The sequence below is a fragment of the Psychrobacter sp. M13 genome (assembly GCF_030718935.1).
In the GTDB taxonomy this organism is placed as follows: domain Bacteria; phylum Pseudomonadota; class Gammaproteobacteria; order Pseudomonadales; family Moraxellaceae; genus Psychrobacter; species Psychrobacter immobilis_G.
The window spans coordinates 2,163,543-2,178,883 of the sequence record NZ_CP132194.1 but is presented as its reverse complement, the minus strand read 5'-3'; the positions used below and the strand labels follow the sequence as shown (position 1 = coordinate 2,178,883).

Genomic DNA, 15,341 nt, shown 5'->3' with positions numbered 1-15,341 from the left:
GAAGAGATACTAATGAATGTTTATGTGGTTGAAGATGAAGTATTGGCCAGACAAGAACTAATTTATCTCTTAAAGGATACAGGGGTAGTCAATGTGATTGGTGAAGCAGAAGATATACAGCAAGCACTATGGGATATTAATGAGAAGCAACCTGATGCGGTGTTTTTGGATATAGAACTTGAAAATGGTAACGGTCTTAATCTTGCCAAGCAGTTTAATAATATGAAAAAGCCACCGATGATTGTTTTTGTGACTGCTTATAGCGAGTATGCGTTACATGCTTTTGAGCTTGATGCTATAGATTATATTGTTAAGCCTATTGATAAAGTTAGGCTTCTAAAAGCGGTAGATAAGTTAGTGAATTTAAATAGCAAACTTGATTCAGAAAATATTGTGGAATCCGCGCCATTGTTAAGTAAAGAGAAAAAATACAGTATTACTGTCAAAGAAGACGATAGAATTATCGTTATCAATACCAAAGATATTTTGTATATAGGTACTGAAGATAGACAAGCCTATATTCAGACTTTGGATAAAAAGTATTTAACAGATGAGCTACTTTACAAACTAATGGATAAACTTGGTGATAGATTTGTTCAAGTGCATAGAGGCTATATCGTTAACGTTAAACAAATAGCAGTCTTAGAGCCTTGGTTCAATCGGACTTATTTAATCGTATTAAAAGATGGCTCTAAAATATCAGTAAGTCGTTCGTACGTTAAGACAATTAAACAAGTGCTTGGCTTATGATATTTGATTATAAAAAGGGGCAGATATAATAAATATCTACCCCTTTTATTATTGATAATGTGATTTAATTATCGTTTATGACCAACCTATCATTTGTGCGACGATTAGCGAGCCAATAGCAATCATAGCCCAAACTCCGAAAAGTGGTAAGAAAAAGCGCATCCATTTTTGATAAGGAACGCCCGCGATAACTAGTGCTGCCATAAAATAGCCGCTAGTAGGGAAAAGAACGTGAGTAAAGCCATCGCCAAGCTGATAGGCTAGAACGGCAGTCTGTCGGGTTACTCCAACGAGATCAGCAAGTGGCGCCATAATAGGCATGGTAACGAGAGCTTGTCCACTACCAGAGGAGATTACGAAATTAATTGCAGTTTGGACAAAGTACATGCCAACTGCTGCCAGCTCAGGAGGTAAATCTCCAACTAAAGTCCCCAAAGAATGTACAAGAGTGTCCATGACGTTGCCATCTTCTAATACCACAGCAACTGCACGAGCTAAGCCGACGATAAAAGCGCCCATCAATACATCTTTAAAGCCTTGATTAAAGCCCTCACATATCTCAGTAAGTTTAAGACCAGCAATCATTCCAACTACGATGCCCATGATCACAAACAGCCCAGACATCTCTATCATGAACCAGCCCTGCTTAAGTACACCGTATACTAATACTGCAAAGAAAATAAGCGTTGCATATGCAGCAAGCTTTTGACGAGATGTCATAACAAGAGCAGTACCACCCGCAATTTGATTAAACTCTATTCTTTTTTCACTGTCTTCTTCATACACATAACTCTTGGATGGATCCTGCTTAATTTTCTTGGCGTATCTTATGATAAAGAAAACAACCGCAGTTACTGCCAAAACGAATACGATTGAACGTAAACCCATTCCTGAGAACACTGGTAATCCAGATAGCTTCTGTCCAAGTCCTGTATTGATTGGGTTGAGTACACCAGCGCTAAAGCCGGCACCGGTTCCACACAATGCAATTGCAGCGGCTGTTACTGAGTCATATCCTAACGCAATAATTAACGGCATAATAACCGGAATATATACCAGCGATAATTCTGGTGTACCAATTAATGTGGCAATAAAAGCAAATGTCGTAGTCAATACTGCTATTAACAGTAAACCATTATTAGCAAATTTGCGTGCTAATTTATCAACAATAACTTCAATAATTCCAGTCCTTCTAAGGACCATAAACATACCACCGATAATGAATGTGAAAAATACAACTTCACCAGCATCAATAAGACCTCTAGGCACAGCAGTTAGAAATTCGGTGATGCCAACCGGAGTCTGCTCTATAAGATGGTAAGACGTGGCATCAATGGTAGTCCTACCTTCTGGTCCAAGAACACGATCGTATTTACCAGAGGGTACAAAGTGCGTAAGAATAGCTGCAATAGCACTAAATACAAATAAGATGACATAAATGTGTGGCATCTCAAATTTTTTCTTTGGCTTACTCACTAGTTCTACATTATCAGTATTACTCTTTGACATGCCTTTTGCTCCAAATAATCCGTTTTAGAGAATGTAATTAATATGTTAAATAGAAACAAAACTGTAATATAGAAATGGCTGATAATGTTCTTGAATATACCAGATGCGCTTATAGACGACGAGTTGTACATTATTGGCAACGAGTTAACCAACTCGGTGCGATTTAAAAGCATCAAGAGATGGATAAAGCCTTTGATTGGGGCTTTAGGTGAAAGCGAGGACGTAAGTAGATCGTTTTATATAAAATTATTGCAGGACGGGATAGCCTTTTTAGAGTGTGCCATGCGTACCAAAAGCTAGATTGTGATAAGTAATCGGTGCGCGGAGCGCACCCTACACCCACTTTAGTTTTTTATGAAAGAGATAAGTATTTTAAGACTAGGGTTTATGTTTTTCAAAAGAAAAAGCCCAGCTATTTAAATAGCTGGGCTTTTTTATTTTATAGAGTTATGGTATCGGCTTAATTAAGCATGCGGAGCAATAGCAGGCATCAAGTCATGAAAAGTGCGACCAGAGGCGGTTTCGCCAATAGCATGCATTTTCCATTCATTATTATGACGATATACTTTTGCCATAATCATCGCGGTGTGTGTCCCTTGCGAGGAGAGGTTATAACGTGCCACTTCACTGTTATTATTGGCATTAACGATACGGCAAAAGGCATTTTCAACAGTTTCAAAAGTTTGACCCGTAAAGCTATTAACTGTAAAGACTAGCGACACTACATTGGCAGAGACTTTTGAGAGATCAACATTGATGACTTCGTCATCACCGTCGCCTGCGCCAGTACGGTTATCACCCGTATGTACAATGCTACCGTCTTTTGATTTTAATTGGCTAAACCAGATAGCATCAACCGCCTGCTTATTGCTATCAAACATAATGCAAGAGGCATCTAGATCGATAGAATCATCGCTACCGCCACCACCGCCAAAGAGCTTACCTAAAAAACCGCCACTTTTTTGTGCTTGTGGATTTTGAGCAACATCCCAGCCTAGACCTAACTTGACCTGAGTGAGTGTACCGCCTGCTTCTTTACTCAGGGATATTTTTTGTCCCTTTTGTAGACTAACTGCCATGTTATATTCCTTTTATGAGTTATAAATAATGAAAGCTTTAAAATATTTTTGCTAGGTTTAGAGTTGCAGTGAGTACTTACGGCCAATAACTATAAATAGCTAATAATTATAAAATGTTATCTAAAAAGCCACCGCCGCCACCGCGACCTCCTGAGCTTGTTCCGAGGATACTTTGTAGCCAGCCTTGATAGCTATCACGATTACGTGAGCAGATAATCACTTTGCCGTTACCCGAGAAGTTCAATACCATACCTTCGCCGCTGGTGACAGAGTTTATAATATTACCCATAAAGCCTTTTTTCTTGCTAGTTGATACCGATAACTTATATTCAAGGTTGGAATCCCAGCACACCACATGACCGTTATCGATAACCACATCTTTACCTGGCGTAACTTCAATCTCAAACAGTGAGCCAAATCCTGACACCACTACTTGACCAGTGCCCTGAGTTTGCATAACCATAAAGCCGCCCGTATCACCAAATACCGCACCACCAAGATTACGTTGAATCTTGGCCTTGATATCGACACCTGTTTGCGCTGCAACAAAGGCGCCGTCGCTTAGAGTATATTGCTGAGCGCCAACGTCCAGTATCTGCATATCACCATCGAGAGTAGGGGCCAGCAAGCAATCGCCTTCGCCACCCGTCGCCTCAATCTGCTGCTGAAATAACGATTCATCATTGGCAAAACGGCGCATGAGCGACTGCATAAGTCCGCCTTGCAATTTACCTTTGAGCTCAAGGTTTGACTCCATCATCACCATCGCATTGGCTTCGCAATATATCGAATCGCCCTTTTGCAAATTACAATGCAAAAAAGGTTCAATTGTACCGATTAAGCTAAAAGTCGCTGCCATAGTGAATAGATCCTCATGATACTATCGTTTAATAATTGAGATGCTCTTATAAAGTGAGATACTTCTATAAATTAAGTAGTCATTAATTTTAAAGCTATCAGGTGCGTCAATAACTCACACGTGATAGCTTTATAGGTATTAACCAATAGGCTTAGATTTCAGTTATTACCTTTATGTAGTCTAGTAAGACTTATACATTGACACCGTATGATGCTGCTAATGGACCCAATCCACCACTAAAGCCTTGACCAACGGCACGGAATTTCCAATCACCACTATGACGATATAGCTCACCAAAGATCATAGCCGTCTCTGTACTACCATCTTCTGATAGGTCATAACGGGCAATCTCAGAACCACCATTATCATTGACGATACGAATGTATGCTTCACCTACTTGACCGAAGTTCTGATTACGACCTTGACCTTCATAAATAATGGCACAAAGCGCGACTTTATTCACATCAGCTGGAATGCTTGCTAGATTGACTTTGATAGCTTCATCATCGCCGTCACCTTCGCCAGTACGGTTATCACCTGTGTGCTCAACAGCACCATTATCTGACTTTAAGTTATTAAAGAAAATAAAGTCTTGATCATTACGCACTTTACCGCCTTCATTAACCAAAAAGCCAATCGCATCTAAATCAAACTCTTGACCGTCGGTCGCACGTGGATCCCAGCCAAGACCAACAGTAATGTTAGTCAGACCTGGTGCTTCTTTTGATAAGTTTACGTTGCCGCCTTTCGATAAGCTAATAGCCATAAAATTGTCCTTTGATTTATTAGATAAGTTTATTGTTCGATTAAGTCAATTGGGATTTTAAAAACTCAAGCATTTGAGCTGTTAAATATATAAAATATTTGCTCAAGTTATTCATTCGTAACACTGACCATAACCTAAGCCCTATATATCTTCAAGCTTTACTATACTAAGCGTGTGCAGACTAAGCAAGTCGTATTTTGTGTGTCTATATTACACTCACTATTACACTTGGATCTTAGTTGTAACGTAAATGATTTGAACGCTTTCGTCATAATCATGTTAGCCATTATCAACATTTTGCTTTATAATATGCGCGCTCAGGTTCCCTCAACCCTGATTTAAAAAAAGGACTCTTCTATGAGCATCAGTACTATCTTAACTACTCCAATTCAATCCATTCGCTACAGCCGTGCTTTATTCTGGCTAGTAGGCCTGCACATTTTTGTCATTGCTATTAGTAATTATCTAGTACAGATACCCGTGAGCTTATTTGGCTTTATTACTACGTGGGGCTCTGTTACCTTTCCCTTTATCTTTTTGATTACGGATTTGACCGTACGTATATTTGGTCAGCAATTAGCAAGACGAATTATTCTCTTTGCTATGTTGCCTGCTTTGATAATCTCTTATTATTTCTCAGTAGTGTTTGCTAATGGGGTATTCGTCGGTCATGAGCAGCTACTAGATTTTAATTTATTTGTCTTTCGTATTGTCTTAGCTAGCTTTAGTGCTTATGTCATTGGGCAGCTGTTAGACATTCGAGTCTTTAATAAGTTGCGCCAGTTTAAAACTTGGTGGATTGCGCCTCTAGCATCGACGCTTATTGGTAACTTAATCGATAGTCTTTGTTTTTTTGCCATCGCCTTTTACAAAAGTCCAGACCCTTTTATGGCGGCCAATTGGATCGAGATCGGCTCTATAGATTATCTATTTAAGATGATCATGGGCATACTTATCTTTTTACCCTTGTACGGTGTGATATTAGCGAAGTTGCAAAAGATGCTGGCGGGGAAGTAGAGCTTGATTGAATGAAGCTTACGATATTCAGGTTAATCTCAGCATAATATGCAGGAATTAGCTAAATTAATTACCGCATAAAAACAGGCCATAACAACTAATTGCTATGGCCTGCTTATCTAACTATTTCAAACTAACGAACTAGTCTAACTGCCGAGTTTTTAGCTCAGGATTGTTCGCCTCGTTTAGTGCTTCCATCTTACGATGTTTAAGCGAAGCTAACAGCGCCCAGCCTATAAAGGCGATACCGATAAGACCTGTGATCAGCTCCGGTACATGGAACTTAACCGATAGCAGCATAATAACCGCTAATGCGCCGATAGCATAGTGCGCACCGTGCTCAAGATAGATAAACTCATCGAGCGTGCCTTTGTCGACCAAAAAGATCGTCATCGAACGCACGAACATCGCACCGATAGCTAGACCTAGCATAATGACGATAACATCGTTAGTGATAGCAAAGGCACCGATAACGCCATCAAAACTAAACGACGCATCGAGTACTTCTAAGTATAAGAAGCCGATAATACCACCGCGCATGATAGCACTAGTGGTCTGACCAGTAGTATTACCGTGCTCGTCCAGCTCTTCTTCCAAGTCACCTTCGAGCAACCCTGATATCACCTGCACGCCAAGATAGACCAAAATACCCCAAATACCTGCGATCAACACCGCACCAGCTTGGGTCTCATTGGCAAATGAGACAGCAACCATCAGCACGATAAGCGCGACAAATACACTCATCGCATCGACTTGACCGAATTTAGCCAAGCGGCTCTCAAGCCAATCAAACCAATGGACTTCTTTATCATCAAAGACAAAGTTCAAGAATACAAGCAGTAAGAAAATACCGCCAAACGCTGATATCTCAGCGTGATGCTCAAGTAATCTTGCTGAGTATTCTGCTGGATTGTTTAGCGCAAGGGTGATGACTTCCATCATACCCAGATCAGCGGTGACCGCGACGATGACAATAGGGAACACCAGACGCATACCGAATACGGCGATTAAAATACCGATGGTTAAGAATATCATCTTCCAAAAGGCATCCCAGCGCTTCAATACCGAAGCGTTGACTACCGCGTTATCGAACGATAATGATATCTCCATTACTGCCAAAATAGCAGTAATCGATAGCGTAGATAACATCCCGCTTATGCCACTGTGAGAGTATCCCCACCATGCGGCTACTGCTAAAGCGATAGCAGTGAAGATAAAATCTAAATAAAAATGTCTCATGACATATCCTGTCTAATAGCACAAAGTAAGCTGGCTTTGAAAAAGTATTGAATAATAAAAATTTGCTTTGTATACCATTTATAAAAACAACAAGAAGATAAAGCATTGTAGGAAAATTTACTACTAATAACTTCATGTCCAATAAATAAGCACTTGATTATTAACCCTCCTATTATAGGGATTAACGCTCAAAATTAAAGGGCTTAAACCTATATGATAAGCTTAAACCCTTTATGAAATTCACTAAAATGAAATTCACTAAAAAATATTAGATATCAACGCCATACTGTTGACACATCGCTTGCAAGCCACCTGAATAGCCTTGACCTACTGCACGAAATTTCCACTCATTATTATGGCGATAGACTTCACCAAAGACCATAGCAGTCTCTACAGAATAGTCCTCTGCTAAGTCGAAGCGTACCACTTCAGTACCTGTCTCTTCGTTCACTACACGAATAAACGCATTGGCAACTTGTCCAAAGTTTTGACTACGCGCAGCAGCATCATGAATAGTCACTGTAACGACGATTTTGTCGACATCGGCTGGTACTTGAGTCAAATTAACTTTTACGAGCTCGTCATCGCCATCACCTTCGCCAGTACGGTTGTCACCTGTATGCTCGACTGCGCCATTGTCTGATTTTAATTGATTATAGAAGATAAAATCATGGTCGCCGCGCACTTTGCCCGCAGTGCTTAATAAAAACACACTAGCATCAAGATCAAATTCAGCACCAGAGGTTGCACGCTCATCCCAACCTAACCCTATCAATAGCTTAGTTAGATTTGGGTCGGTTTTGGTTAGCGATAAATTACCGCCTTTATTTAATGATAAAGCCATAGGACTATCCTTTTTATTAGAATTAAATTATTTTAGAATTAACTAACATAATATTATGTAATAGCGCTCTATCATAACAACAATAAATGACCCAATCAAAGCCGATAAGGTCATTATTGTACCCGTTTATGTTGTTTTAATATAAATGACCCTTCTAATAATAAAGTCAGATCATCTTATAATCGTCTTAGCAATAACTTGCTTTAGCGATGACGAATCTCAAAGCTCTGATGGATCGGTTTTTTGATATTAAAGTCAAAGCCTATGGTTTGGTGCGTAACATCAGTGATATCGTAGCGCTCAGTTAACTGCTCATCCAATTCAAAGCGAGTAAAGTTGTTAGAGAAATACAATACGCCGTCAGCCGTCAAGCGATTCATAGCGCGGTTGATTAGAGCAGCATGGTCACGCTGCACATCAAAGGTGCCTTGAAACTTTTTGGAGTTTGAAAAGGTCGGTGGATCGATAAAGATAATATCGAATTGTTCAGTATTATCTTTAATCCATTCAAATATATCAGCGGCTACAAATTGATAGTTATTGCGACTGACATCAAGACCGTTCAGTACAAAGTTCTGCTTACCCCAATCTAGATAATTCTGTGACAAGTCAACACTAGTGACTTTTTTAGCACCCGCTAAAGCCGCATGAACGCTTGCGGTACAAGTATAAGCAAATAAATTCAGCACTGATTTGTTGCGGCTATTGGCTTTGATACGTGCGCGCATATTACGGTGATCGATAAACAACCCCGTATCTAAGTAGTCAGTAAAATTGACATAAAAGTAAGCGTCATCCTCACGAGCGATATAAAATTTACCTTTTTTCTCGGTATTGCCTTGCTTGCTGTATTGATCATTACCCGACTGACGGGCACGAGTCTTGATAAACACTTGCTCGCGGTTAATATCTAATACTTCACGGATACCCATTAGCGCTAGATTAAAGCGTTTTTTGGCGGTCTCAGGTGGAATGGTTTTAGGCGGCGCGTATTCTTGTACATGCACGTAGTCACCATACAAGTCGATGGCGACCTTAAAGTCCGGTAGATCAGCGTCATAGACACGAATATTACTGACCTTTTCTTTGGCAGCTTGTTTGCGGAGTTTACCTAAGTTCTTTTGCAAACGATTGATAAAGTCTAAGCCTTCTTCAACCTCAATCTCACGCTTTTCAAAGCGGCTCATCAGAGAGCCAACTTGCCCAGCGATAAGCTGACCATAGCGGAAATAAACGGTAATGGCACCGTTGTGACAGCGCAAAGTCTTAGGCTCACTAATAGGTAAGATGTCGACTTGCTCAACGTTAGCGGCAAGGATACCTATCATCGGATCAACACCACTACCTGCGAAACTATCTTGTAAGATCAGTCCTAATGCTTGATAAAGTGGACGAATATAATCTTCATCGCCTAAGCGCTCACCATAAGGCGGGTTAGTAATGACTAGCGGATTGCTCAATCTGCCATCTTTAACCATCGGCTGCAAAGTAGCTTTGAGCTGATCAAGGGCGCGAGTCTCTAGATCTATTAGCGGCAACAAGTCTTGCAGGCCTGCGGCTATTAGGTTCTTTTGGGTCGCTAATATAGCACCGCTATCAGCATCAAAGCCTAGAATAAGCGGTAGGGTATCAGGCTGCTCAATAGCGATAGCTAAGCCCTCTCGGAATCGGGTCTGTGCCTCATCAATCATCGCTGTCCACAGCGTGTCATCATGATGCTGCCACTGATAAAAACCAAACTGGTTGGCGGCTTTATCGATACCGACCGCATAATCGCAATGCATGAGCAGGGCTTCGATGATAAAAGTACCCGAGCCACACATCGGATCGATCAGTGCATTGTAGTAGGGTGCATCATTAGAGGCGTTTTGGAGATGCCAGCCAGCACTATAAAGCAGGGCGGCTGCCAAGTTTTCTTTGAGTGGTGCATCCGTCATCGCTACACGATAACCACGGCGATGCAGGCTAGTACCAGACAAGTCTAAATATAGCTCAGCTTGCTTATCATTAACCGTCGCAAAAATAGCAAAGTCTGGATTCTTACTATCGACGTTTGGGCGGCTGTCATAAACCTCATTAAAGGTATCGGCAATCGCGTCTTTAATACGTAGCATAGCAAACTGCTGACTGACGGCGACACGTTTATCGACAGACAAGCGAATCGCAAAGGTTTGCTCAAGATTAAACTGCTCAGTCCAACTGATCGACTTTGCCAAACCATATAGCTGCTCTGCGACATCATATTCGTTATTGATGTTTTTGCGTTTAATTAGCATCAGTACCCGTGAGGCGACCCGCGACCAAAGACAAATCGTATATAGATCTTTTAGGGTTCCTACAACCGTTAAGCGACCAGTACTCTTGATTTCGCTAGGGATACCAAAGCTGGTCAGCTCAGTCTGTAGCGGTATCTCAAGCCCATCAGCACAAGTGATAACAAGATTAATCGATAGGTCTGCTGCTAAAGAGGGTGCTACAGAGACAGGCGTGGTTGATGCGGTCATACGGATACCTATAAGGCTGAATAAATAAAGCAGATTTGAGCAGGAATGTTAACCCGCGATTTTACCATAATTTTAGAGATTCAGGTCTAAAGCTCAAAGGTTTAAAACAGTAAAATTACTTGAGTTATAAAAGCACTGATTATAAAAGCACTTATATTGTCATCAAGACGCCCTAGTATAATTATCTTTATTGACAAAAATTATCAATAAAAAGCAGTATTAAGTAATAAAACTTAATACTGCTTTTTATATGCTCTATACTGAATGAATGAAAACCCTAATCACATTGATTGTTGCAGATGATCATCCAATATTTTTGGAAGGTCTTATTATGCTGTTTGATAAACTGGCTTGGGTTGATTTATTAGCAAGTGCAACGAATGGCGATGAGGCGTTTGATATTATTAACAGCTATCAGCCTGATATTGCTCTTATGGACTTATCTATGTCTGGTGCGAGCATTGAGCAGATTATTGACACCGTTAAGACGCAAAACTATCCTACTCAATTGATTGCGTTAACTATGTTGAAAGATGGCTACAAAGCGCAGCAGTTGCTATCTCTTGGGCTATCAGGCTATGTACTAAAAGACAATGCATTTGAAGATTTATTAATTGCTATTGAAAAGGTTAGTATCGGCGAAATTTTTGTATCGCCCTTATTACTTGACGAAATACAAACCCAAGAAACGGTAGCAATAGCACCTCATCTAACGGATCGCGAAGTTGAGGTTTTGATCTGCGCGGTTGATGGTAATAGTAATAAACAAATTGCTTATCAACTAGGTATTACTCAGCGTACGGTATGTTTTCATATGAGGAACTGTTTTATAAAGCTAGAGGCAACCAATCGCACTCAAGCCATTGTAAAAGCGGTGAGTTATGGTTTGGTTAATATCAATTAGTACTATATAGCTATGAGTTACCATCAAAAGCTAACGGTTTATTTTATAGAGATTTTAAAGCTAATCTTTTGTTTTTATAAGGTAGTATTATTTTAATTGTTGTACTTTCGCCTTTAATAGAAGTCAGCTGCAAGTTACCATTAATTAGAGCAACGCGCTCGTGCAAACTAATCAAACCAAAACCTTGATGGGTTGAAGATAAAGGCAGCTCATTAGGATTAAAGCCGACACCATTGTCCGTTATGATTAAATGAATTTGATGTTTATAAACAGCCAATTGCACATGAAGTAGATTCGCTTTACCATGCTTTATAGCGTTGTGTAGTGCCTCTTGAATGATGCGAAATAGCTGTTTTTCTATAGCTTTATCAAAACCTGTTTTGCTTATAGTGAGTTCAATCTCTACTGGATACAAACGCATCAAGTGCCGAGTTTCCTGTAATACCGCTTCATCGAAACGATATCGCTCTAGTAGCATAGGGTGCAATCCCTCCATTATTTCGCGCGTTGACAAAATCGCGGCATTGATCTCTTCTTTAATAAAACTCATAGATAGTTTGGTTTCACCTTGGTCATACGATAGCAGCTGTAGCTTGGCTGCTGATAAATGTTGACCTAAGTCATCATGTAAGTCGCGGGCGATATCTTTTTTATGATTTTCAATCGTTATTAACAGACGCTGTGAGAGCTTTTTGTAGTTATTGCTCATCTGACTAATACGTTGAAAGTAAGAGAACAGTAGAGCATAACGAAATACTAAAGTACCTATAATAATATTGCGATGCTCATAAAAGTCATAAGGTAACCACTGAGTACGAATTGAGGCAATATAAATACTCAGACCGATCAGCTGTAATACCGCGCCACTACTACGCTGTCTGATACCATTAATTACTGAGATTAAGCAGTAAAGATAAACGATAGCCACAAGTGCTGTCCATAGTAACCAACTGATCTCTTTTATAATGACAGCAACATTGGGAGTAACTATAAACGCGACCAGTAATAGCCAGCATGTCACTAGTATATAAACCTTACGATCAGATACGTTTTGGTACATAGCTCGAAAATACAAGGCACTGGTAAGAGGGACAATCAACATAAAAAATATAGAAAATAGTCTAAGACCGTTAGGCCGTTCTCCTAACATAAAGCAATAATCTAACAGTAATGAGCCACACATCATGGTTGCGCTACTGATAAGTAACCACCAAAACTCTCGAAAATGATGAATAGAGGTACGAAATAAAAAGATAATAATAAATAGATCAATTAGTCCTAAAGTCACTAATATCGTATCAAAACGAGTATTACTAATGAGTTGTTGATTGTATATATCATGAACGACATCAGGTATACCGATAGCTATCGTATCGCCACCAATACCAACACCACCTGGGAACATCGCGCCCCAAGCTTCGCCAATGCCGAGGTTGACTTTGACAGCTAAGATATTGTCTTGAGGTTTGAGTAGGTTTGATGGAATCTGATATTTTCGGGCAACGTTCTGAGGATTAGGAGTGACAAAATCCCAAGGGGTCAGAATCTTGCCTGTCGCGCCTATTGGCTGCCCATTAAGCCAAGTCTCATCACCATAACGAATGTTCTCAAAATACAAGAGCCAGTCATCGCTCACGCTGTACTGCCAATCAAAGCTAACTTTGTACCAGCCATAGATACCATTATTGGCATTGGTTGCGAGTAATTGTGAAGGTTCAACCGCTTGCCAGTCGCTGGCAGGAATCGCGTTGTAATCAAGGCTAATATCATCGGTCTGATAAAACTGCCAATCTGCATCTATGGCGATAAGCTCGTCGCTTGACCAAGCGATTGAGCTTAAAGCTACTGAGCTCAAAACAATAAACCATATAAAGCAGATCAGCTGTTTAATCATATGGATTACCCTTTTATCTGAGTGAGCATTGTCTCAAAAATACGTTTATCTACTGGTTTTTCAATTTAGTCATCTCTTAATTTCTTATTTTCTTGAGCTGTAGGATCATCTGAGGTGTTTTTAGTGGTAGCTATAGCTAATGATTGAGCTTTTAGTATATCTACTCGTTGCCGACTAATAACTCTTCGTTCTTCTAAAATTGCAGGTGGAGGAATGAGCTTTTGTTTTACAGAGAAATCTGGAAAGTATGCCTTACCAGCACCACCGCCAACATCTGCATAAGCAACAGAAACAACTAGCGGAGCAATAGTTAGGCTAATAAATAAAATTTTTAAATTTTTCATGATGATAGCGTCCTTTATATTAATTATTTTGATGAACTACTTTTGACCTATGAATTCAGCATAACAATTATTCAACGACAATGTACCTGTAAATATCTACAGGTACATTGTCGATATGACTTTTATAAAAGAATAATCGAGCTAACAAAACGTCTTTTCACTTATATTAGTGAGCTAAAAATTAATGCATAGACGTAAAAAACCCGTCATCTAATGACAGGTTTTTTGGTTTTTAAAAGTAACGTCTCTAAGGTTTTATGGGTTTTTCTTGTCTTATCGAATGCTCTTGAAGCATGGTCAAACTAATTCTAAATATTTTTAGAGTCTATCTTCTTTTCATTGGTACAGCCTTCATTGGTATAGATCTAGGCTCTGACTGGATACGAGCAAGCTCTTTTTTACCATCACTGATGACAAAGCTGCCTGATGAACCTGCAGATTTATTGCCTACTTGCCAATTAACCCAATAATCAGAGGATTCACACTTTTTCGGAAAGAATTTATTATTACCATTAAAGTAGGTGCCTACTTGCACACGATACCAATGATTTGGCTTCATTGAATAGTTAGATGAAGTATTACCATGACTTATTGGATTAGTAATATGATACGTAGTAAAAAACTCTTCAATTTGAGTTCCCCAACCTCCTGAAGTTGGAACTGGTGAGCCAAGAGCGCCAGGTGCCTTATCGTAAATACGCCATGTAGATATCAGCGCATTGATCGGTGGTTGCATGCTATTGACGTAGTTTAGGTAGTTTTGATTTTGATTATTAAATTGCGAGGTTGCTGAAAAATTCAGTCGATAATTACTGTTTGATCCGCCACCTGGCTGGAAAACAGGAGTTAACTGGCGAGCGATAGATTGCTCATTGATAGGCGGGCAGCAATTATCCACGGGTACTGGAAGTACCACATCTTCAAAATCAATAATAACGGGTCCTACTTGACCAATAACTTCACCAGGCTTAACTGGCCCTAGTCCATAGTTACAACCTTTAACTTTAACAAAGGCTTCATCAAAATTCATTTGATTATCCATTTTGATGACCAATGAATAGGTACTACCTGCCACCACTGGGCTAGTGTAGGATACTCGTGTCCAAGGATCTGTAGCAGAGGTACCACCTGGCAGATTGACAAGATTTGACTGACCAACGACTGATCCATTGGTACCTGTTCCGTTGCGTAAGGTGACAGAAGCTGTGCCACCTTGATTGGCTCTGGTAGAGAAATAACCACCAAAAGTCGCTTCTCCATTACAGGTGGCTGTAAAGGTTTGATAGAAGTCATTATTTCCATTATAAATATCAAGATAGTGTCTGATGGTTCCCGATACTGCCGCTGATGCATCTTTACGAGGGCCTTGTCCTGTAGAGTTAACCCCTTGATTGGTTCTGATGACGTTAGAACCATTACCTGAGCCTAGCACCCAAGGAGCAATCGAGTGATCTAAATGGTTACCAAACCCACTGGTAGGCGGATTTAGCTCAAAGTCTCCATTGACTAGCTCATTAGCAAATGCGCCTGTCGTAAGCATTAAACCTACGCCAATAGCACTTATGGCTTGAATAAGTTTTAACTTAGTTTTCATGAATAGAACTCCCTTTCAGTAATCAATGAACGTTGATT

The 15,341-nt window shown here is 40.0% G+C and carries 13 protein-coding genes; 3 read left to right on the top strand and 10 right to left on the bottom strand.

The window, feature by feature from the left end; genetic code table 11:
* The first annotated feature begins 12 nt into the window (after positions 1–12).
* On the top strand, positions 13–750 hold the full coding sequence (locus Q9G97_RS09110) for a LytTR family DNA-binding domain-containing protein (protein ID WP_305898544.1): 738 nt from the start codon (positions 13–15) through the stop codon (positions 748–750).
* Positions 751–825: 75 nt separating this feature from the next.
* Here the strand turns inward: Q9G97_RS09110 and Q9G97_RS09105 are convergent, their stop codons facing one another.
* The 4 genes from Q9G97_RS09105 to Q9G97_RS09090 all read right to left on the bottom strand — a co-directional run bounded on the left by Q9G97_RS09105 (position 826) and on the right by Q9G97_RS09090 (position 4,963).
* Positions 826–2,259: a YfcC family protein gene (locus tag Q9G97_RS09105; protein WP_305898543.1), complete on the bottom strand. Its 1,434-nt coding sequence runs from the start codon at positions 2,257–2,259 to the stop codon at positions 826–828.
* A gap of 464 nt (positions 2,260–2,723) precedes the next feature.
* A complete protein-coding gene (locus Q9G97_RS09100) occupies positions 2,724–3,338 on the bottom strand; it encodes a TerD family protein (RefSeq protein ID WP_305898542.1) in 615 nt (204 codons plus the stop codon).
* A gap of 106 nt (positions 3,339–3,444) precedes the next feature.
* Positions 3,445–4,197 carry a TIGR00266 family protein gene (locus Q9G97_RS09095; RefSeq protein ID WP_305898541.1) on the bottom strand — a complete coding sequence of 251 codons (753 nt, stop codon included), beginning with the start codon at positions 4,195–4,197 and terminating at the stop codon, positions 3,445–3,447.
* 190 nt (positions 4,198–4,387) lie between these two features.
* Entirely contained in the window at positions 4,388–4,963 is a 576-nt protein-coding gene (locus Q9G97_RS09090) for a TerD family protein (protein WP_201569644.1), read from the bottom strand.
* A gap of 357 nt (positions 4,964–5,320) precedes the next feature.
* Between Q9G97_RS09090 and Q9G97_RS09085 the strand changes: the two genes are divergently transcribed.
* Positions 5,321–5,980: a 7-cyano-7-deazaguanine/7-aminomethyl-7-deazaguanine transporter gene (locus tag Q9G97_RS09085; RefSeq protein ID WP_305898540.1), complete on the top strand. Its 660-nt coding sequence runs from the start codon at positions 5,321–5,323 to the stop codon at positions 5,978–5,980.
* Between the two features lie 141 nt (positions 5,981–6,121).
* On the opposite strand, the gene Q9G97_RS09080 is transcribed toward Q9G97_RS09085, so the two are convergent.
* The 3 genes from Q9G97_RS09080 to rlmKL form a co-directional block, all read right to left on the bottom strand.
* The gene (locus tag Q9G97_RS09080; RefSeq protein WP_201569640.1) at positions 6,122–7,219 is read right to left on the bottom strand and encodes a DUF475 domain-containing protein; all 1,098 of its coding nucleotides are present in this window, start codon (positions 7,217–7,219) and stop codon (positions 6,122–6,124) included.
* Between the two features lie 268 nt (positions 7,220–7,487).
* The gene (locus Q9G97_RS09075; RefSeq protein ID WP_201569638.1) at positions 7,488–8,063 is read right to left on the bottom strand and encodes a TerD family protein; all 576 of its coding nucleotides are present in this window, start codon (positions 8,061–8,063) and stop codon (positions 7,488–7,490) included.
* 203 nt (positions 8,064–8,266) lie between these two features.
* The gene (gene rlmKL, locus Q9G97_RS09070) at positions 8,267–10,567 is read right to left on the bottom strand and encodes a bifunctional 23S rRNA (guanine(2069)-N(7))-methyltransferase RlmK/23S rRNA (guanine(2445)-N(2))-methyltransferase RlmL (RefSeq protein ID WP_305898539.1); all 2,301 of its coding nucleotides are present in this window, start codon (positions 10,565–10,567) and stop codon (positions 8,267–8,269) included.
* Positions 10,568–10,835: 268 nt separating this feature from the next.
* On the opposite strand from rlmKL, the gene Q9G97_RS09065 reads away from it, so the two are divergent.
* On the top strand, positions 10,836–11,471 hold the full coding sequence (locus tag Q9G97_RS09065) for a LuxR C-terminal-related transcriptional regulator (RefSeq protein ID WP_305898538.1): 636 nt from the start codon (positions 10,836–10,838) through the stop codon (positions 11,469–11,471).
* A gap of 43 nt (positions 11,472–11,514) precedes the next feature.
* On the opposite strand, the gene Q9G97_RS09060 is transcribed toward Q9G97_RS09065, so the two are convergent.
* The 3 genes from Q9G97_RS09060 to Q9G97_RS09050 all read right to left on the bottom strand — a co-directional run bounded on the left by Q9G97_RS09060 (position 11,515) and on the right by Q9G97_RS09050 (position 15,303).
* Positions 11,515–13,326 (bottom strand): sensor histidine kinase, encoded by a 1,812-nt coding sequence (locus Q9G97_RS09060; protein ID WP_305898537.1) that lies wholly within the window; start codon positions 13,324–13,326, stop codon positions 11,515–11,517.
* Between the two features lie 104 nt (positions 13,327–13,430).
* Complete coding sequence (locus tag Q9G97_RS09055) at positions 13,431–13,709, bottom strand: hypothetical protein (protein ID WP_305898536.1); 279 nt, start codon at positions 13,707–13,709, stop codon at positions 13,431–13,433.
* A 325-nt stretch (positions 13,710–14,034) separates the two neighbouring features.
* Positions 14,035–15,303, bottom strand: coding sequence for a hypothetical protein (locus tag Q9G97_RS09050; RefSeq protein WP_305898535.1), 1,269 nt, complete (start codon positions 15,301–15,303; stop codon positions 14,035–14,037).
* Positions 15,304–15,341: the final 38 nt, after the last annotated feature.